Annotated in this window: 18 protein-coding genes; 12 read left to right on the top strand and 6 right to left on the bottom strand. The window is 49.9% G+C overall.

Annotated features, from left to right (window positions below; translation table 11 throughout):
• Positions 1 to 156: 156 nt before the first annotated feature.
• Positions 157 to 2,046 (bottom strand): FapA family protein, encoded by a 1,890-nt coding sequence (locus tag ACK5LI_RS06265; RefSeq protein ID WP_416947307.1) that lies wholly within the window; start codon positions 2,044 to 2,046, stop codon positions 157 to 159.
• A 159-nt stretch (positions 2,047 to 2,205) separates the two neighbouring features.
• Between ACK5LI_RS06265 and ACK5LI_RS06260 the strand changes: the two genes are divergently transcribed.
• Complete coding sequence (locus ACK5LI_RS06260) at positions 2,206 to 2,460, top strand: DUF6899 family protein (protein ID WP_416947305.1); 255 nt, start codon at positions 2,206 to 2,208, stop codon at positions 2,458 to 2,460.
• A gap of 13 nt (positions 2,461 to 2,473) precedes the next feature.
• Entirely contained in the window at positions 2,474 to 2,932 is a 459-nt protein-coding gene (locus tag ACK5LI_RS06255) for a hypothetical protein (RefSeq protein WP_416947303.1), read from the top strand.
• 57 nt (positions 2,933 to 2,989) lie between these two features.
• Here ACK5LI_RS06255 and ACK5LI_RS06250 read toward each other — a convergent pair whose 3' ends face one another.
• Positions 2,990 to 3,841 carry a purine-nucleoside phosphorylase gene (locus ACK5LI_RS06250; protein ID WP_416947301.1) on the bottom strand — a complete coding sequence of 284 codons (852 nt, stop codon included), beginning with the start codon at positions 3,839 to 3,841 and terminating at the stop codon, positions 2,990 to 2,992.
• Positions 3,842 to 3,976: 135 nt separating this feature from the next.
• Here ACK5LI_RS06250 and ACK5LI_RS06245 point away from each other — a divergent pair, with 135 nt between their 5' ends.
• The 8 genes from ACK5LI_RS06245 (at position 3,977) to ACK5LI_RS06210 (ending at position 11,333) form a co-directional block, all read left to right on the top strand.
• Positions 3,977 to 4,732 (top strand): motility protein A, encoded by a 756-nt coding sequence (locus ACK5LI_RS06245; RefSeq protein WP_416947299.1) that lies wholly within the window; start codon positions 3,977 to 3,979, stop codon positions 4,730 to 4,732.
• Complete coding sequence (locus ACK5LI_RS06240; RefSeq protein ID WP_416947297.1) at positions 4,722 to 5,459, top strand: OmpA/MotB family protein; 738 nt, start codon at positions 4,722 to 4,724, stop codon at positions 5,457 to 5,459. Before ACK5LI_RS06245 ends, ACK5LI_RS06240 begins: the two co-directional genes overlap by 11 nt.
• Positions 5,460 to 5,464: 5 nt before the next feature.
• On the top strand, positions 5,465 to 5,860 hold the full coding sequence (locus ACK5LI_RS06235) for a PilZ domain-containing protein (RefSeq protein ID WP_416947295.1): 396 nt from the start codon (positions 5,465 to 5,467) through the stop codon (positions 5,858 to 5,860).
• Positions 5,861 to 5,877: 17 nt separating this feature from the next.
• Positions 5,878 to 7,293 (top strand): biotin carboxylase N-terminal domain-containing protein, encoded by a 1,416-nt coding sequence (locus ACK5LI_RS06230; protein WP_416947293.1) that lies wholly within the window; start codon positions 5,878 to 5,880, stop codon positions 7,291 to 7,293.
• Between the two features lie 187 nt (positions 7,294 to 7,480).
• Positions 7,481 to 9,745, top strand: coding sequence for an acetyl-CoA carboxylase carboxyl transferase subunit alpha/beta (locus ACK5LI_RS06225; protein WP_416947291.1), 2,265 nt, complete (start codon positions 7,481 to 7,483; stop codon positions 9,743 to 9,745).
• 63 nt (positions 9,746 to 9,808) lie between these two features.
• Positions 9,809 to 10,459, top strand: a complete 651-nt coding sequence (locus ACK5LI_RS06220; RefSeq protein ID WP_416947534.1) for a biotin attachment protein — start codon at positions 9,809 to 9,811, stop codon at positions 10,457 to 10,459.
• Positions 10,460 to 10,462: 3 nt separating this feature from the next.
• Positions 10,463 to 10,810: a hypothetical protein gene (locus ACK5LI_RS06215; protein WP_416947289.1), complete on the top strand. Its 348-nt coding sequence runs from the start codon at positions 10,463 to 10,465 to the stop codon at positions 10,808 to 10,810.
• Between the two features lie 31 nt (positions 10,811 to 10,841).
• Positions 10,842 to 11,333: a single-stranded DNA-binding protein gene (locus ACK5LI_RS06210; RefSeq protein WP_416947287.1), complete on the top strand. Its 492-nt coding sequence runs from the start codon at positions 10,842 to 10,844 to the stop codon at positions 11,331 to 11,333.
• 136 nt (positions 11,334 to 11,469) lie between these two features.
• On the opposite strand, the gene ACK5LI_RS06205 is transcribed toward ACK5LI_RS06210, so the two are convergent.
• From ACK5LI_RS06205 to ACK5LI_RS06190, 4 genes are all read right to left on the bottom strand, one after another.
• Entirely contained in the window at positions 11,470 to 11,628 is a 159-nt protein-coding gene (locus ACK5LI_RS06205; RefSeq protein ID WP_416947285.1) for a YqaE/Pmp3 family membrane protein, read from the bottom strand.
• Between the two features lie 134 nt (positions 11,629 to 11,762).
• The gene (locus ACK5LI_RS06200; RefSeq protein ID WP_416947283.1) at positions 11,763 to 12,263 is read right to left on the bottom strand and encodes a hypothetical protein; all 501 of its coding nucleotides are present in this window, start codon (positions 12,261 to 12,263) and stop codon (positions 11,763 to 11,765) included.
• A gap of 23 nt (positions 12,264 to 12,286) precedes the next feature.
• The gene (locus ACK5LI_RS06195) at positions 12,287 to 13,765 is read right to left on the bottom strand and encodes a two-component system sensor histidine kinase NtrB (RefSeq protein WP_416947281.1); all 1,479 of its coding nucleotides are present in this window, start codon (positions 13,763 to 13,765) and stop codon (positions 12,287 to 12,289) included.
• Between the two features lie 316 nt (positions 13,766 to 14,081).
• A complete protein-coding gene (locus ACK5LI_RS06190; RefSeq protein ID WP_416947279.1) occupies positions 14,082 to 14,891 on the bottom strand; it encodes an IclR family transcriptional regulator in 810 nt (269 codons plus the stop codon).
• Between the two features lie 164 nt (positions 14,892 to 15,055).
• On the opposite strand from ACK5LI_RS06190, the gene alr reads away from it, so the two are divergent.
• Complete coding sequence (alr, locus tag ACK5LI_RS06185) at positions 15,056 to 16,231, top strand: alanine racemase (protein ID WP_416947277.1); 1,176 nt, start codon at positions 15,056 to 15,058, stop codon at positions 16,229 to 16,231.
• Between the two features lie 154 nt (positions 16,232 to 16,385).
• Positions 16,386 to 17,423: a TRAP transporter substrate-binding protein DctP gene (gene dctP, locus ACK5LI_RS06180; RefSeq protein WP_416947275.1), complete on the top strand. Its 1,038-nt coding sequence runs from the start codon at positions 16,386 to 16,388 to the stop codon at positions 17,421 to 17,423.
• Positions 17,424 to 17,428 lie beyond the last annotated feature (5 nt).

The following is a 17,428-nucleotide window of genomic DNA, read 5'->3' as shown; positions in this document are numbered from 1 at the left end:
ATCCTTGCAGGTATGCATAAAAAAGAAAAAACGCCTTGCAGCTGTTGTTGCGCATGGTTGCGTGCCGTGCGGAACTGAGACTGGAAGAGGCGGTTTCTTGGCGAACAGGGCTGTATAGTGCAATCGCGCAGATCAGGCAAGTGCTGAGTTCACAGGTTATAGCGATGCTATGACGATTTCCCCTGCTTCAGCGTTGTAGTAAATCTGGCTGTAGGCAGTCGTTTCAGTCACTTGAAGGCTTAAATGACCCGACTTGATTGTGGTGCCGGGGTGTATTGTTTTAAAAACTTTAAGCTTCGGTTGCGGCAGTTTTTTCGCGGCTTCTTTTTCTTGTTCGATCTGTTGTTCGATTTGCGCCAGTTCCTGCTGCGCCGCAATGCGGGTTTTTAAAATTGAGGCAACTGCGGGGCGTTTTTCGGGCGGGGTCCGCTCAAGCAAGGCTCGCGGGTCCTGCCCGCCAAGGCCGGTATCAATGCGTGTGATCAGGGCTTTCAGTTCTTTGCGGCGTGCTGCACGTTCAGGTGATTGCGACTCCGTTTCCAGCCCCAGAATGATTGTGGTAGGCACACCAAGGTCAGACCCCAGCTCATTAGCCAGAATATTACCACCGGCCTGAATGGTGCTGCCCATGATGCGGCCTCGGCCTTTGATGACTTCGACGTTGTTGCGGGCAAACACAGTACAGTTTGAGAGCTCATGGGCGATTATGATGTCTGCCTGCGATTCAAGTTTCGCGCCCTTGGCAAATGTGGCGGAAATGTTTCCTTTGGCTTTTATGAAGCCTGTCTGGTCCATAACAATGCCGCCGTTTACTTCAACATCACCGCCGCAGGTTATCTCCGCGTTTTCAATGATGTCGTCCACACGTACATGGCGGGGGGCGGATACCCTGAAGCCGGAAAGCACTGCGCCTCGGATGTGTGCAGAGCCTCGTTCAAGCTCGATATTGCCTACGCTCATATTCAGGTCGCCGCGTGTCTGAAACACTTCGGTTACAGACAGGTGGTTGCCTTTAAAAATAACCATACCTTCAATTGTGGAGGCAAACTCGCTGCCTTCCAGCGCTTCCACGTTTTCTCCCAGTTGTAACCTGAATACAGCCCCGTCGTGCGAAGGAAGGACTCTGCCGAAGACATCTTTGCCGGGTTTGCCTTTTTTGGGTGCGTGCAGTTTGCCGAGTTTGGTGTTGTTGCTGACAGCTTTGAGCATTCCGCGTGCGCGAAAATCAATGCTGCCGTCTGCCGCTTCAACGCCTACGCTGGATCTGTCATCCTGAATGTATAATTCAAACCAGCCGTCTTTGCCGCTTTGCGGATGTACTCCCCGGCAAAGCGGGACATTGGGGACTTCTGTGCCTGTTTTGGAGGCACTTGTTAACGCTGCCATAAAAACATTAACTTCCAGTGGCTGCGTAATGTCTTCTGCCTTCAACGCCTCGGAAATACGTTCCGGAGTGATATCTTTCCCTTTGAAGTCTTTGGCAAAAACAGACCCCGTTACAACCATCAGATCAGGAGAGATATGTAGCAGCGGCCGCATGTGGATGCGGTTCTTTTTTACGCTGATAATGCCATATCGGGATGCCCGAATCTGTAGTGCGTTCGTGTCGATGTAGCAGTAACTGTCCTCTGCAAAGCCGACATCTTGCCCCTGCTGGTCTCCGGGGGCTTTGATTACTGTTCCGTTAACGCCTTTACCCGGAACGGCGTTGCGTGCGGGAATGATCGTGCCGACTACATCGCTTGGAAAAACAGGAAGGCGCAGGTCGCCTGCGGGCTTCAAAGAAGCATTTTTAGCTGGTTCCGGCGGGGTGCCCCTGGCTACCACGATGCCACGAGGATCTTCATTTTTGTTAAGAGCGGCATTTATCTGGGTCAGTACACCCACAAGAGGCGGCGTAATGACTCCTGCCTGACGTAGCGCATCGCTTAGCTCTGCCGAGGTGATGTGAGAGCTGCCACCCTCGGCAATTGACCAGTCGGAAATTGTCGCCGAAAGGGCGTCTTCCGAAATTGTTATGGATATGCTAGCGTTACGGGCAGTCATACAGTTGAATAATACTCGTGTTTATAGGCTGTCGCGGGAATGTTGTAATCGTGCGATTTAACAGGGGGTTGCTATGGTATACTGTAAGCCAAGCAGGCCTGTATTGCAAATAGTTTGCTAGTCCGCACAGCCAGACGTATTTCGCCTAAGGAGTATACCATGCCTTATATACCACAAGATCGCAGGGATGTGTTTGATTCTTTTCTGCTGGAGTGCTCAAAGCATGTACAGACAGAGGGAGAGTTGAATTACTGTATCTATAAGCTTGCAACTTTGCTAATAGATAACACTGGAGAGAGTTACGCCAACTTGAGTATGTGCTCCAGTGCCATGGAACATGCCAAGCTGGAATGGTATCGTAAGCGGGTTGCGCCTTACGAGGATAAGAAGATCATTGAGCACGGTGAGATTTAAAGGGAGAACGCAGATGGTCGATAATAAAACTCTGAATGATAACGAGCCGGAAAAATCAGAAGAACAGGCAGCGGGCTTTACAGACGAGCAGCGCTGCAAGCAGACCACGAGCAGATGGCCGCTTATTTTTTCTCTTCTGGCCGTAATTGTTGCTGCTGTATTCGGTTTTGGAATTTCCAGCAACATTATGGGGGTGGACAAGCAGCTTGCGCAGGAGATGAAAACTGTCGCGCTTCTGGAGCAGAAAGTGCAGCAGCTGGAAGGGCTGGTCAAGCAGGTAGGCACAGCGGAAATGGTCCGCAACGAACTTAACAGTGCTGCCGCTGACGAAGTCCTCCGCAGGGTTGCTGCTTTGAAAGAGGGCGTTACCGATGACGCTCTTGTGACTACGCTTGATGAAGTTGAGGCTTCACTCCAGAAGGTTAAGGCTGCTTTCGATGCAAAGCGTTTAGCCCCCCCTGTTGAGAAATAGCATTAGCTCTTTCGGGAAAAAGAAACAGCTCCGCAACTTTTGGCTGCGGAGCTGTTGTTATTGATATGGTGAAATTGTCGTATCATTAAGGTCTGTGGCTACCGCCTCTATCAATGAGGCAAGCCTGCCGCCTGCCAGATTAGCGACCCGTATGACCTCTTCAAGTGGTGCATCCTGCATGCAGTCCGGCAGGTTTTTGTTTGTCAGGCATGAGATGCCGAGTACCCTCAGCCCCATATGCCGTGCTGCGATTACTTCAAGTACGGTGGACATGCCGACAGCATCAGCTCCGACTGCTTTGTACATGCGGGTTTCCGCCGGTGTTTCCATTTGCGGTCCTTGCACGCCTGCATAGACGCCGCGCTCCAGCCTGATGCCGAGTTGAGTCGCTTTTTGCATGGCAAGTTCAATCAGCTCGCCATCGTACGGGCGGCTCATGTCCGGAAAGCGCGGCCCCCATTCGTCATGGTTGTAGCCGGTAAGCGGGCTTTTTCCGGTAAAGTTGATGTGGTCAGTTATGGCCATAAGGTCGCCGGGAGTCCATGCCGGATTCAGCGCGCCAGCGGCATTTGTAATGATAAGCGTTGTTACGCCCATGGCAGCCATGGTGCGAACGCCCATGCAGACATCTTCCGGGGAATATCCTTCGTACAGATGGCAGCGCCCTTGCTGTAACATGACAGGAGTACCGCCGAGGGTGCCCAGTATGAACTGTCCTTTGTGCGAGGCTACTGTAGACTGCGGAAAATCAGGAATATCAGCGTAAGATATTGTTGATTGAATGCTGACAGCGTCCACAAGCCCGCCAAGTCCGGTTCCCAGGACAATACCTACTTTAGGAGTGAATGCTTCATTTTTGTTTTTTTTCAGGAATTCCGATGTGTTCTGCACTCTGGCGGGATTTTGCATAACTCTCCAGAATATTGTATTGATTAAAAGTAGAAAAGGGACGCGATCATGCTGCCATGATCGGTCATTGTGAACCTGCGTGTTTTACGGCCGGTCATTCTTTCTTTTACCTGTTGCGGAGCTTAGACCGAACATATGGACATAGCAACTCTTTTCGGGATTATTGCGGGTTTCGGGCTTGTCATTTCTGCTATTTTCATGGGTGGAAATTTTGCAGATTTCGTCAATTTGCCCGGCCTGATGATCGTTTTTGGCGGTACGGGAGCGGCGATACTTGTCACCTTTCCCATTGAAGAAGTAATGCAGGCCATCAAAGGGGGCATGCGCGTTTTCGGCGGGCACGCGGTTAAAGCCGGCGATGTCGTAAACACCATGGTGCGTGTGGCTGAAATCAGCCGTCGTGAAGGGCTGACTGCACTGGAAAATATTAAAACAGAAAATGCACTGTTAAAAAAAGCTTGCCAGCTTATTGCCGATAATGCCGACCCGGACCTTATCCGCGATACTGTGATGATTGAAATTGCCACCATGCGCAGACGGCATAATGTATCTATTGCGGTATTCAACAGGCTTGGGGCGTTTGCGCCTGCCTTCGGTATGATAGGTACGTTGATCGGCCTTGTTCAGATGCTGGCAAAGCTGAGCGACCCGAGTGCCATCGGGCCCGCAATGGCAGTTGCCATATTGACGACTTTTTACGGGGCCTTATTGGCCAACCTGTTGTTTTTGCCCATAGCGGGAAAGCTGAAGGCAAGAACGCTGCAGGAAGAAGTGCACCTTTTTATTATTTTTGAAGGTGCAAAGTCGATTCTGGAAAACAACAACCCGCGGCTGGTGCACGAAAAGCTGTCTTCGTTTGTGTCTCCACAGGAGCGTAGAAGTGTCAGATAATAATCTGCCTTTTTCCTTAATTGAGCCGGAAGAAGACGAACGAACTGACGAGTGGATTGTTACGTTTGCAGATCTGGCAACACTGTTGCTGGTGTTTTTTATCCTGCTTTTTTCCATGTCGATCATTGATGAACAGCGATTTACTGATTCATTTACATCGGTTCGGCAGGTCTTTGGCGGAAAGGATAAAAATCTGCTTACTTCCACTGTCCGGTCAGACGATGCTGCGCTGCTTGAAAGTGTGCGGTTGCAGAAGCAGCTTATCGAAGCACAACGCAAAGTGTACTCCGACGTGCGCACCTTTTTGAACCGGAAAGGTGTGGAAGGGGTTATCGGTGCTGTTTTTGATGAAGGGACAATTACTGTAAAAGTGCCTGCGGGCGTATTGTTTGAAAAGAATGAGGTAGAGGTGTCTGCCGAGGGCATGGCTTTGCTGACGGACTTGAAAGACTTCTTTTTAAAGAAAAAGGATCAGTCCATTAACATCCGCGGCTATACCGATGACAGTGTGCCTGCACCGGGAAGCAGATTCAAAGACAATTGGGAAATCTCTGCGTTGCGCGCAGTAAACGTGCTTCGCTTTTTTCTGAAGTCTGGTATAGAGCCGGGACGGCTGACTGCTACAGGCCTTGGGGACCTGGCTCCGCTTTTTCCCAACACAAGTGAAGAGAACCGGGCCAAAAACAGGCGCGTAGAGTTTGTTCTTGAAAGGCGCGTAGGGAAGTAGCTGTCATGAGCGGAGAACTTGATCTTGTTTTTACGGGCTCTGGCGGACAACGTCAGGCGTTTAGAACCCGCATAAAAGGGCTTGAGGCTTTTTTAGAAGGACGCGGGTTGTTCCTGCCTGTCAGGGACATAAGTGGCAATGGCTGCTCTGTTGACGCAGAGGGCCAAGACTTTGTAGTAGGCGATGACTTTCAGGTTGATCTGTATGTGAATAAAAAGCTGTTTCTTGCCGGATTGGCCGCAACGGTGGTCCGGCGATTGCCCGATGGCGCACTCGGTTGCAGCTTTGACAGGCTTGACCGGCGACAGGAAGCGCGGCTGGATAAGCTTATTCTGGAAGTCCAAAAACGACAGATTGCCACAAAGAAGGCGTCTGTATGTGATGAAGAGTTGGAAAAATAAACAGTCGAGGGATATTGGTGCAGAATACCGATCATAAGGTGCTGGTGGCGAATCGAGGGGAAATAGCCATCCGCATCGTTCAGGCCTGCCGTAAACTTGGCCTGAATTTTGTGTGCGTTTATACGGCTGAAGACGCCGAGTCGGGGCATGTGCGTATTGCACGTGAACTCGGTGGCGAAAAAAGCCTTTTTCGCGTTTCTTCATACCACGATGCAAACGAACTGCTTTCCGTAGCGGATGAAGCCGGCGCAACTGCCGTGCATCCCGGCTACGGTTTTTTTGCTGAAGACTATAGATTCGCGCGGCGTGTTTCGCAGCGCGAACGTAAACTGATATTCATTGGCCCTTCATGGCGGGTTATCCGCGAACTCGGTGATAAGATTAACACCAAGCGTCTTGCACGTAGCCTTGGCGTTCCTACCGTTCCCGGTTCTGACAAACCCATCTATGATGAAATGGAAGCCGAAAAAGTAGCCCAGTCGCTCTTTGAATTTCAGGAAGAGCAGGGCGTTGAGCGCCCGCTGGTTCTGGTAAAGGCTTCCGCAGGTGGTGGCGGCATGGGTATCGAGGAAGTTCACAGCCTCGACCTTTTCCGTTCCGTATATCGCCGTATCCGCAACTATGCTCTTCGTCAGTTCAATGACGAAGGTGTTCTTATCGAGCAACGCGTAAATGACTTCAACCACCTAGAAGTTCAGATTGTTTCTGACAGAAGTGGTAAAAATCCGGTCCATTTCGGTACGCGTAACTGCTCCATTCAGTCTACCGGCCTTCAAAAACGTGTAGAAATCGCACCGGGATTTGATTCCTCGTCTTTTTCATATGGTTTTGATGCTGATCAGCTGCTTGAAGATATCACCAACCATTCTTTGGCCATGGCCCGTAAGGTCGGCTACGACAACGTGGGGACATGGGAGTGGATTGTTTCACGTGACGGGCGCCCCTTCCTGATGGAAGTAAATACCCGTATTCAGGTTGAAAACGGTGTGTCTGCTGCCATCGCCCGTATCCACGGCAAAGATGGTGTAGACATTATTGCAGAACAGATCAGAGTCGGGCTTGGTGATCCTTTAGGATATACTCAGGGCGACATTACCTTTGAGGGAGTGGGCATCGAGTATCGCATTATCGCGGAAGATCCTGACTCGCGCTTTACCCCGTGGGTAGGGAGAATCGAAAACTTCCGCTGGAACGAGTGCGACTGGCTTTCGATGCATACGCATGTTCCTACGGATAAGCCGTACGACATTCCTACGGAATTTGACCCTAACCTTGCCCTTGCCATTGTGTGGGGGAAAGACCTTGCAGAAGTGAAGGAGCGCGGCATTGAGGTGCTGGACTCCATGACTCTGGACGGTTCTAATCAAGCTGGGGCTATGCGTACGAATATTGACTTCTTGCGTAAAAAGACTGCGGATATTCTGAAGTTTTAAACACTGTCAGTTATGGCCAGCGCTTTGCAGCAGCCTTGTTGTTGCTGAGGTTCTGCCATGGCTTTGTTTCTTTGGGGTACCGTACTGGTCTGGCTGTCATGACTGACAGCGTATATGCGGCAACTTTGAAAAAAGAGAAGGCCGCAGCCTAAATAAGGCATTATCCCCGTAAGCGGGGAGGAGCGATATGGATCTTGATAAGAAATTGCATCAGCTGAATGACCGTCTGAACTACATTCGGGACGTGTTTACTGACAAGCAGGAAGAAAATCTCCGCCTGCTTGAAAGCAAGCTGCATGAACTGATGCTGAGGGAAAAACATCTGTCTGCTTCCGAGCAGCAGTCTGCTGTGGCTACTGTTGAGGATCTGTTCGATTTTGTGGAGCGCAAGCTTGAAGAAGAGCTGACTCCCATGGACAGAGTGCGTATTGTGCGTCATTCGCAGCGTGTGTGTCTGCGTGATCTCCTTGAAAACGTATACGACAACTACACCGAAATCGGTGGAAAGGACGAAAACAGCATCGACCCCAGTATGCTGATTGCCCGGGCCTACATCACCCGTCGTAGCGGCAAAAAGACCTACCACCAGCCTGTTATGGTTATCGGGCAGGAAAAAGGCCACGGTGAAGAGTTTCGTAACGGGGGCTCTGTAAAACCGTGGGGTAACGCCAAGGCGTTGCACTATATGAAGGTTGCTGAAACGGAAAACATTCCGATTCATACCTACGTATTCACTCCTGGTTCGTTCCCTATCGAAGATGCTCCCGGTGCAGCACAGCAGATTGCACGCAACCTGTATGAAATGGCAGGGCTGCGCGTACCTGTTGTTGCTGTCTTCTCTGAAGGCGGTTCCGGCGGTGCGGAAGCTATCGGCCTTGCCGATACCCGTCTGATGCTGTCTCACGGCTATTATTCGGTTATTTCGCCAGAAGGCGCAGCCGCCATTGAAGGTCGTCTGAGAGACGGCCAGAGAGCGACTCCGGAGCTTATCGAAAAGTGCGCTCGTCAGCTGCGTATCACTGCTGCTGATAACAAGCGCATGGGCTACATTGACCATGTGATTGATGAACCTTCTCTTGGTGCGCGCCCTTATCACTATGACTTCTTCCGTTCTGTGCGGCAGGAAGTTATCCGCGCTACCGACGAAGTCATCCTGAGCGTTAAGGGCTTTGCTCCTTTCCGTGCTATGGCTCTGCGCCGCAGGCGCGGTAAGAAGGGCGCTCCTCTTGATTTTGACAACATTTATGTTCGCTGGAGTCTGTCCTCCAACGCCCGTGACCGTCTGGTCATGAAGCGTCATCGCAAGTTCCGTCGCCTTTCACGTCAGGCCTGCCTCGACAGACGCCCCGCACATCGCAAAATATGGGAATGGGGATACGATCTCGGCTGGGATGTATACTCCTATTTCAAGTATGATCTGTGGCGTAAGCACCAGCAGCGTATTGTCTATGCCGTGGAAGAAGTGGACGCGGAAGCTCGTGTGCTGATGACCAAGCTACTCAGCCCGTGGCGTAAGATCAGCAGTTCTTTACCCGGCACCAACAAGGCTGCAGAGGATAAAGAAAAAGAGCTGACCATGCTTTCGCAGTGGGATCAGGAAGATCAGCGTAACGGCGAATGGCGCTATGTCAGCCCCAGAGCTAAAGACGATCGCACTGTCACCTGCCCCAATGCCGCAACGCATGGCTGCCTTGACCTGTGGGCACCTGATCTGTTCGGTGAATTTGCCGGTGTCTGCAACTACTGCGGACACCATTTCCCGATGGAAAACAAATGGTTTGTCCACAATATCTTTGATAACGGCTCGGTGTTTGAATTTAACTCCGAGCTGGAAGCCGCCAACCCCCTCGGGTTTGAAGGCTTTGATGTCAAGCTAGATCAGGCCAAGCAGAAAACCGGTCAGAAATCCGGTTGCGTGACCTTTGAAGCGCGTATCGACAATATTAAAGTTGTTGTTGCCATGCTTACTGCTCCGTTCCGTGGCGGCTCTGTAGGCGCTGCAGAGGGTGAAAAGTTTATCCGTGCAGCAGAGCGCGCCAAGAAAAAACGTTTTCCTTTTATCGCCTATGTTCACGGCACTGCGGGCATCCGTATTCAGGAGGGCACCAACGGTGTTCTTCAGATGCCGCGTTGCACCATGGCTGTGCGCCGTTACATAGAAGAAGGCGGCCTCTATCTGGTTGTGTACGACACCAATTCGTACGCAGGACCTCTTGCAAGCTTCCTTGGTTGTTCGCCGTACCAGTTCTCTATCCGTTCCGCGAATATCGGTTTTGCCGGTCGCGGTGTTATCAAAGAGACCACCGGTATGGATATCCCGCCTGATTACCACAACGCTTTTAAAGCGCTTAGCCGTGGACATATTCAGGGTATCTGGGACCGCAGAGAAGCAAGGCATAACCTGCGTCAGGCTCTTTTGACCATGGGCGGACGCAACCTTTATTACCGCTAGAAGCCAACTGGAAGATAATTGGGGGCCCGTAAGGGCCCGCAACAAGGATAACGGGTGACAACCGTGCTTGATATTTCGAAATTGCTCGAAGAGATAAAAGCCTCTCCTTACGAAGAAGAGACTATTGTGGCTCCCCATACCGGCGTGGTGACTTTTGCGCCTGTCAAAGAAGGCAAAAAAGTTCGCGGACCGTCCGGTACGTGGAAAGAGGTTCCCGGAACACTGCTGGCGTCTATTGAGCGCGAGCGTAACGTAAAGCCGATTCATGCTTTTGAAAAAGGCTCTGTAAAACAGATATTCCGTGAGCACGAAGGAACTTTTGTCGAGGCTGGAACACCGCTGGTCAGCATCCGTCACTACCTTTCCAAGCAGGAAGTGCTAGGTATTATTCTGAAGAAGGCGCTGCATCTTTTTGCTGCACCGGAACGGGCAAAGTATTACTTTACTCCTGAAATAGATAAAAAAGTAAAAGTTTCCGGTCCGAAATCGGTTACTGTGCAGAACGGGATGGAACTGTTCATCATGTCCCGCATGAAGCGTGAAACTCCATTGCACTATGAAGGCCCTGAGGGCGTTATTTATGCAGTGTACTTTCAGCATAATGAAAACGTGGACGCAGGGCAGCCGCTTATCGGCGTATGCCCCCCTGACCAGCTTTCTACTATTGAAGAAGTGGTCATGCGCGTTCAGACCGAGTGGGTAGAAAAGGAGTAACCAATGGGAAAAGTGCTGCAGATCAGAGTGATGGCGTATACGTTCGACCATGAAGACGTAAAGCGCACATGGCCGTTGTTGTATGCTCAGGTATGGGGTGACTCCGAACCTAGGCCTGAAGAGGCCAGAGGTGTGCTGGATCTTGTGCGTGAGCTGGATGACGGTTGCCGGTTTGCTCCCTGGGATAAGCAGATAAAGCTTCTGTTAGAGCCGGGAGTGCAGAAACTGGCCGGTTTGATGCAGCAATTGGAAGACGCTCTGGGCGACTGGGACCCCAAGCTGGCAAACTCACTGAGTGACCGGTTGGAAGAAGCTCTTACAGAGCTTGAAAAAGAACTCGCGAAAGCGTAGGAAGACACAAGATACAGTAAGGAGACTTCTCATGTCGCTCAATAAAGTGATGCTCATAGGCAGGCTGGGTGCCGATCCCGAGCTTAAATATTCCCAATCCGGAACTCCTGTGGCGCGTCTGCGTATTGCCACAAGCGAAACGTATACCGATCGCGAAGGCAACCGTCAGGAAACTACCGAATGGCACACCGTGGTTGTGTTCCAGCGTCAGGCTGAAAACTGCGCCAACTACCTGTCTAAAGGTAGCATGGTGTACGTAGAAGGCAGCCTGCAGACCAGACAATGGCAGGACCAGCAAGGTCAGAACCGTTACACCACCGAGATTAAGGGACAGCGTGTGCAGTTCCTTGACCGTCGCGGTGACGGCGCAGGTGCGCCTGCACAGGGTGGCGAGCGTCGCTCGTTCCAGCAGCCGCAGCAGCAGCGCGGAGGCCATCAGGCTCCCCCCGCAGACAACGGTTTTGATGACATGGGCCCTGCATTTCCGTCTGAAGTCAGCGGTATGGATGACGTTCCGTTCTAGTGAATACCGGACTATCCGTAGTAAATAAAAAGGCGAAGCCACCTGGTGGCTTCGCCTTTTTTGTATTTGTATGCATCAGGCTTGGCAGGAGAGGGCTTGAGTCGCTCAGCCGCCAGTCTGTTTTGCTTTTTAGTTTCTAGCGTCTGGCAATAATCCATACGGCATGGACTATGCCGGGAATATAGCCCAAAAGAGTCAGCAGAATGTTAAGCCAGAACGCTCCCCCAAAGCCTACTTGCAGGAATACACCGAGGGGAGGAAGCAGGATGGCAATCAGAACACGTAAAAAATCCATAAAATGCTCCTAAGTGGTAAGTGTGTAGCGGTTATCGGAACGCATATCTAACGTAGCGTGCTGTGGAAAGAAAATAAAATACACCTATTCGCTGCATGAGTGGAAGCCATGGCTGATCACCTTTATGTTTGCAGTTAAGGGAATTTAGGACTTCTGGCTTCGTAGGCATCTTCCTTTTGTATGTGTTTTAGTAATACGTCAAAACTTTTTCTAACAAGATTTAGCTCTTTTATTAACACTAAAGGTTCGTGAGAGAACCAGTCCTCTTTGCTGCGGTTCAAACGATTGGGGTCCCTCCAGATTCGGATTTCCAATTCACCCTCAATAACTACAACTGCATAGGTTGCTGATCCGTCTGTAAATAACACGCATTGAGGAAGATAAACCTGCTCCCCTTTAAAAAGTTCATACCACTGCGGTTGATGATACCAGCCGACATTCCATAGTGGTGCTTTGATTGAACAGCCGATAGAATGGTGTTTGTTAAAGAGAACGGAGTTCACTTCGTTTAAAGAAATAAGCCTTGAGCGTTTTTTTGCAGAGAGTAAATATAACAGGTTGTCGGTGACAGAAAGCCGATCATCATTGCCAGTTCTATTTTTATATAGTCTGTTTTGCTTGTAGTAAATTCGCATTTAAATCTGCTTTGTAAATATCTCTATGTGTCGAGTAGCGTTTCATTTGTTTGAAGCTGCTGTTTTGTTAGCTCGGCATTATGCACTGGCAAGCGGATGGTAAACTTTGTCCAGTTACCGATGGAGGAAGTAACCTCCATTTCTCCTTTGTGCTCATTTGTGATGATAAAGTAAGAAATAGAAAGTCCTAATCCTGTGCCATATCCTATTGATTTTGTTGTAAAGAATGGTTCAAAAATGCGTTTTCGGACCGCGTCGTTCATGCCCGGGCCGTTATCTTCAATGCTAATTACAACATGATCAGCTTCCGTGTGGAGACGAAGAACTATTTCTGGTGCTCTTTCAGGAATGCCTTTTTCATGCAAAGCTTCTGCCGCATTTTTTAAAATATTAAGAAACACCTGTTGCAGTTGGTTGCCATCACACGCTATTTGAGGAGTATTAGGTTCATAATTGCGAAGAATTGTAATCTGGCGGAAATCGTAATGCTGTTTCAGATTATAATCAGTTGAAGCTAGCTGTACTGTTGCTTCCAAGAGTTCTTCCACCGAATGATAGCTGAAGCTCCTGCTGGTTTTACGGCTGAATGCGAGCATGTTTTTAACTATTGTTGAAGCTCGCTCAACTGATTCCAGAATACCTTGTACCATTCTGGGAATTTGCCTTTGCTCAAGGTAGGCATGCACAGCATCAAGCGAGACATTACAGTCCTGCGCGGCTTTTCTGTTGGCTGCATTGTCCGAAAGTAATCTGCTGTTAAGATTTTGGGCAGCGCCGCTGATGCCGGATAGAGGATTATTGATTTCATGAGCCATGCCAGCAGCCAGCCCGCCGATGGATATCATTTTTTCTGATTGAAGCAGGTATTCTTCTGTTTCCTTTCGCTCGGTGATGTCCACATGTGTGCCGATGACACGTACAGGGAGGTTGCTAGTATCTCTGGCAGCTATTTGCCCGCGGGATAATATCCAGCGCCAATTTCCGTCTTTTGTGCGTAATCTGAACTCGGTGGAAAATGTATCCGGTATCCCTTGCGGAGGTATCTTTTTCAGGTAGTCAGCAATGATAGCTTCAGAACGTTTTTTGTCTTCAGGGTGCAGAAGCGAGCGCCAAGCCTCAAAACTTGCCGGAAACTCATCAGGAGTAAAGCCTAACATTTCATAGTAACGAGGGCTGAAATATACAGCATTACGTTTGACATCCCAGTCCCATACGCCATCGCGTACTGCGGTTAGGGCCAGAGCAAGGCGGGCCCGGCTTTCAGAAATTTCCTGTTCTTGTTGCATTACCTTACGCAGGCCCCGTGAGGTAAGGTGAAATACTAAAAAGGCGGTGATAATAACATAAAACCAGCCTGTCCATGTTTGTAGTGTCGTGTATGTTTCCTGATCAGAAACGAAAAAAAGCAGCAATGCATCAGATAGGGTGATCCATAAGAACCCAAAAATAATATAGATAAGAGAAACTGTTAAGGAGGGCTTAAGCCATTTGTATTTTTTCATGGCGAGATATCTTGTCCGGGAACTGGTTGTTTAGTTTTTTGACTTACAACGTAGTTTCGTAAAGATAGACTCGTTATTCCTTTTTCGGCAAGTGCGTTGTTAGTCTTCTTTTGATGTGATGAAGTAAGTATTTTAATTGCGGTGTGTTATCTTATGGATGATAGTGAGCAGGCAGGCTTTGCTAATTAAGAGAGAGTAAAAAAGAGCAAGCCGGTAGCGCTTTCTTCAGTAGAAAGCTATGCGGAGAGGGAGAGCACAAGGCATAGGTTATAGATAAAAAACTCATCCTGCCGGTACGGTGTCGTTGTAAGGATAGTTAAAATTGCAATCCGATATCCGCAGCGGCCTTTAATACTACAGGGGCTAACTCGGTATGAATTCTCTCCTCATCCCACTCGGAGCAGTCGGCTGATGCGTATACTGCTGCGATAGGCTCTCCGGAGCTGTTTACCACAGCTGCAGATACGGAAATTTCGCCGATCAGCTGTTCCTGTTTTGAAACCGCGTAGCCAAGGCGCTTCGCTTTTTCGACTTCATTTATGTTTTCCGCTCCTCCCGTGATCGTATATGGGGTCAATTGCTGGCGTTCAGACTGCTCCAGCAGCGTCTTTACCGTGTTTTTATCCAGACGGGATAAGAATGCTCTGCCGCCGCAAAAGGCAGGCACCCGTCTGCCAGGCAGGGTGCTTTCCAAAAGAAGAAAGCGTTGGGGCAGGCGTATCAAATACATAATGTCAGTTTCGTATAACGTGCCCAGATATACCGGACAACCAAGCCTTTTCCGTATTTCAAGCAAAATAGGCGTTGCTACTTCTACCAGCCTTTTTCCTTTCAGATAGTGGTAACTCAATGACATGACTTTAGGGCTTAGCGAAAAACGCTTTGTATCGCGGTCTTTCTCTAGATAGCCAAGGGCTTCCCATGTATACAGAAATCGTTGCACGGCGCTTTTGTTAAAGCCGGTTTTTGTGCTGAGTTCAGAAAGACTCAGGCTGCGCGATGTGGAGTCGAAGGCTTCCAGCACTTGCACTGCTTTTTCCAATGAGCTTACAAAAAGCGGATCGGTACGTTTTTTGGGGGGGGCTGGCAAAGAATCCATTACTTTTTTTGAAGGCTGCTTTGGCATGGCGCATACTCCCTGAACAATAACATACTGTTGTTTTTGGGATTAGATCGCTGATTGGTTGCACAGTGCCAGTGTCAATCTTCGTGTTGACAGTTCTGCTTCAATATGTACAATTGTAATATGATAAAAAGTATTGCAATGCAATATTTATTTATGGTGAGGGCGTGCCTTTGATTAGTGTGAATAGTGTTGCAGAACCCTTGTGGGCAGAGATTGACCTTGGTGCCTTGCGCAAAAATTTTATTGCTGTGAAGGCGCACGTTACTTCTGCAGTTAATGTCATGGCAGTTGTAAAAGCCAATGCATATGGACATGGCGCGGTGCAGGTTGCTCAGGCTTTAAGCAAGGAAGGGGCTGCGGCGTTCGGCGTTGCCCGTATTGCAGAGGCTATTGAACTGCGAAACGGCGGTATCACACAGCCGGTACTTATTTTCGGTCCGACTCCCCCTCATCATGCACCATTGCTGGCACAGCACAATCTGACACAGACAGTTCACTCCGACGAATATGCGGATGCATTGGGTACTGTTTTAAAGGCTGCTGGCGTCTCTCCCTCTGTCAGTGTCCATTTGAAGATCGACACCGGTATGGGCCGGTTGGGATATCTGGCAACAGGTAACCATGGCGCTGTTCCGCTGGGGAAAATTTACGAAGGATTTAAAGCGCGTCCTAGCCTGGCGGTAACAGGCGTTTATACACACTTTGCAGCCAGCGACGCAGAGGTGCCGGTTACCGCAAGACGGCAACTGGAAATTTTTACTCAGGCACTGTCCGAACTACCGGAGCGGGCGCGTGAAAAGTTATGCATTCACGCGGCAAACAGTGCCGGAATCATGGTGTTGCCTGACGCGCACTTTGATATGGTGCGTGCCGGCATCATGCTTTATGGGCTCAACCCGTCAGAAGAAATGGATAAAGCAGGCTTTGATCTGGAGCCGGTGATGAGTCTGAGAGCCCGCTTAAGCAGTGTGAAAAACGTACCTGCCGGCTTTACTGTCAGCTACGGGCATACACATACTACCGGCACGCCAACGATTATCGGAGCGGTTCCTGTAGGCTACGCTGACGGGTATCCGCGCCTGTTGTCGTCAAAGGGCGAGATGCTGTTGCACGGCAGACGTGCTTCAGTTGTCGGCAGGGTGTGTATGGACCAGACAATGATAGACGTGGGACACATTCAAGGCGTTGCCGAAGGGGATATTGTCACCATTATCGGCAGACAGGGAACAGAAGCGGTAACAGCAGATGAGCATGCGCGTTTGACCTCGACAATCAACTACGAGGTTACTTCGCGTCTGCTTGCCAGAGTGCCGCGATTTTATGTGGAGGATGAGCGGTAATTATTCGCCGTGTCTGAAAAGCTGCGGCGGCTTCGGTGTTGAGGGCGGATGACGGCGTATGCCGGTGTGTTACGGCCTGACAGATGTCCGGCCGATAACGGGCAGAGCACAATCCGGCACCGGGCGGTTTAACCTTATCTTTTGGAGGACGTCCATGAAACGTACTGGACTGTATTCGTCGGGCATGAAACGGGTTCTGATGGCATTGGTACTGGCATTGGCGGTACCTGTGGCAGCAATGGCGGCTACCACGGTCAAGATGTGCTACAACGGCCCCCCCAGCCTTGAAGACAACGCGGTACATGCTTACGCCAGTACATTTAAGGAACTGGTGGAAAAAGCCTCTGCCGGTGCAATCATCATTGATCTGTACCCCAACAGCCAGCTGGGCAACGAACAGCAGCGCATGGAGCAGGTAATGACCGGCCCCATGATTAACGTGGCTTCATTTGGCGGTATGGAAACCGTATTCCCCGAAATGTTCGCAACAAACATCCCCTTTATGTTCGAAAGCTACGCTGCTGCGCACAAGTTTTTTGATTCCAGCTCCTTTATGGAAAAGGCAAACAAAGAACTGCGTTCGCGTACCGGCATTGAGCTGCTGGCAGTAGTGGAAGAGGGCGGCTTTATTGCTTTTACTTCTAAAAAGCCCATCAAGTCTCCTGCTGATTTCAAAGGGATGAAGTTCCGCGCTATGGATGCCAGCCAGGTTGCCATGTATGAAGCTTTTGGCGCATCCGGCACTCCCATTCCGTGGACTGAAGTGTATCTGGCACTGAAAACCGGCGTTGCTGACGGCCAGATGAACCCCCCTACCTACATTATCATCGGCAGCCTGTATGAAGTTCAGGAGTACCTGACACTTGCAAACGTACAGTACTCCGACCAGTTTCTGCTGATCAACGGTGAATTCCTTGATTCATTGTCTGCTGCAGACCAGCAGCTCGTCAGAAAAGCCGCGCACGAAGCCAATGTAAAGACCCGCGAGTTCGTTGAATCGCAGGTTGATGATCGTGTGAAGTTTCTGGCTGATAAAGGCATGAAGGTATATACCCCCAATGCCGAAGAAATGGCACAGTTCAAAGCGCTTGGCAGCCCCTCGTATATCAAGTGGCTTAGCGGGCAGATTGACCAGAGCTGGATTGACCATGCCATGGAAGATGCAAAAAAAGCCAACGAGGGAGTAAAATAGTATGA

Source organism: Oleidesulfovibrio sp., assembly GCF_047973035.1.
In the GTDB taxonomy this organism is placed as follows: domain Bacteria; phylum Desulfobacterota; class Desulfovibrionia; order Desulfovibrionales; family Desulfovibrionaceae; genus Oleidesulfovibrio.
Note: the sequence above shows the minus strand (reverse complement) of the source record. Positions and strands in the feature narration are given on the sequence as shown.

Bases quoted from the DNA above. Each gene is read 5' to 3' on its own strand.
- dctP (WP_416947275.1), top strand. From the start codon at position 16,386: ATGAAACGTACTGGACTGTATTCGTCGGGCATGAAACGGGTTCTGATG.
- ACK5LI_RS06255 (WP_416947303.1), top strand. From the start codon at position 2,474: ATGGTCGATAATAAAACTCTGAATGATAACGAGCCGGAAAAATCAGAA.
- ACK5LI_RS06215 (WP_416947289.1), top strand. From the start codon at position 10,463: ATGGGAAAAGTGCTGCAGATCAGAGTGATGGCGTATACGTTCGACCAT.
- ACK5LI_RS06195 (WP_416947281.1), bottom strand. From the start codon at position 13,765: ATGAAAAAATACAAATGGCTTAAGCCCTCCTTAACAGTTTCTCTTATC.
- ACK5LI_RS06225 (WP_416947291.1), top strand. From the start codon at position 7,481: ATGGATCTTGATAAGAAATTGCATCAGCTGAATGACCGTCTGAACTAC.
- ACK5LI_RS06210 (WP_416947287.1), top strand. From the start codon at position 10,842: ATGTCGCTCAATAAAGTGATGCTCATAGGCAGGCTGGGTGCCGATCCC.
- ACK5LI_RS06235 (WP_416947295.1), top strand. From the start codon at position 5,465: ATGAGCGGAGAACTTGATCTTGTTTTTACGGGCTCTGGCGGACAACGT.
- ACK5LI_RS06245 (WP_416947299.1), top strand. From the start codon at position 3,977: ATGGACATAGCAACTCTTTTCGGGATTATTGCGGGTTTCGGGCTTGTC.
- ACK5LI_RS06200 (WP_416947283.1), bottom strand. From the start codon at position 12,263: ATGCGAATTTACTACAAGCAAAACAGACTATATAAAAATAGAACTGGC.
- ACK5LI_RS06265 (WP_416947307.1), bottom strand. From the start codon at position 2,046: ATGACTGCCCGTAACGCTAGCATATCCATAACAATTTCGGAAGACGCC.
- ACK5LI_RS06205 (WP_416947285.1), bottom strand. From the start codon at position 11,628: ATGGATTTTTTACGTGTTCTGATTGCCATCCTGCTTCCTCCCCTCGGT.
- ACK5LI_RS06260 (WP_416947305.1), top strand. From the start codon at position 2,206: ATGCCTTATATACCACAAGATCGCAGGGATGTGTTTGATTCTTTTCTG.
- ACK5LI_RS06250 (WP_416947301.1), bottom strand. From the start codon at position 3,841: ATGCAAAATCCCGCCAGAGTGCAGAACACATCGGAATTCCTGAAAAAA.
- ACK5LI_RS06190 (WP_416947279.1), bottom strand. From the start codon at position 14,891: ATGCCAAAGCAGCCTTCAAAAAAAGTAATGGATTCTTTGCCAGCCCCC.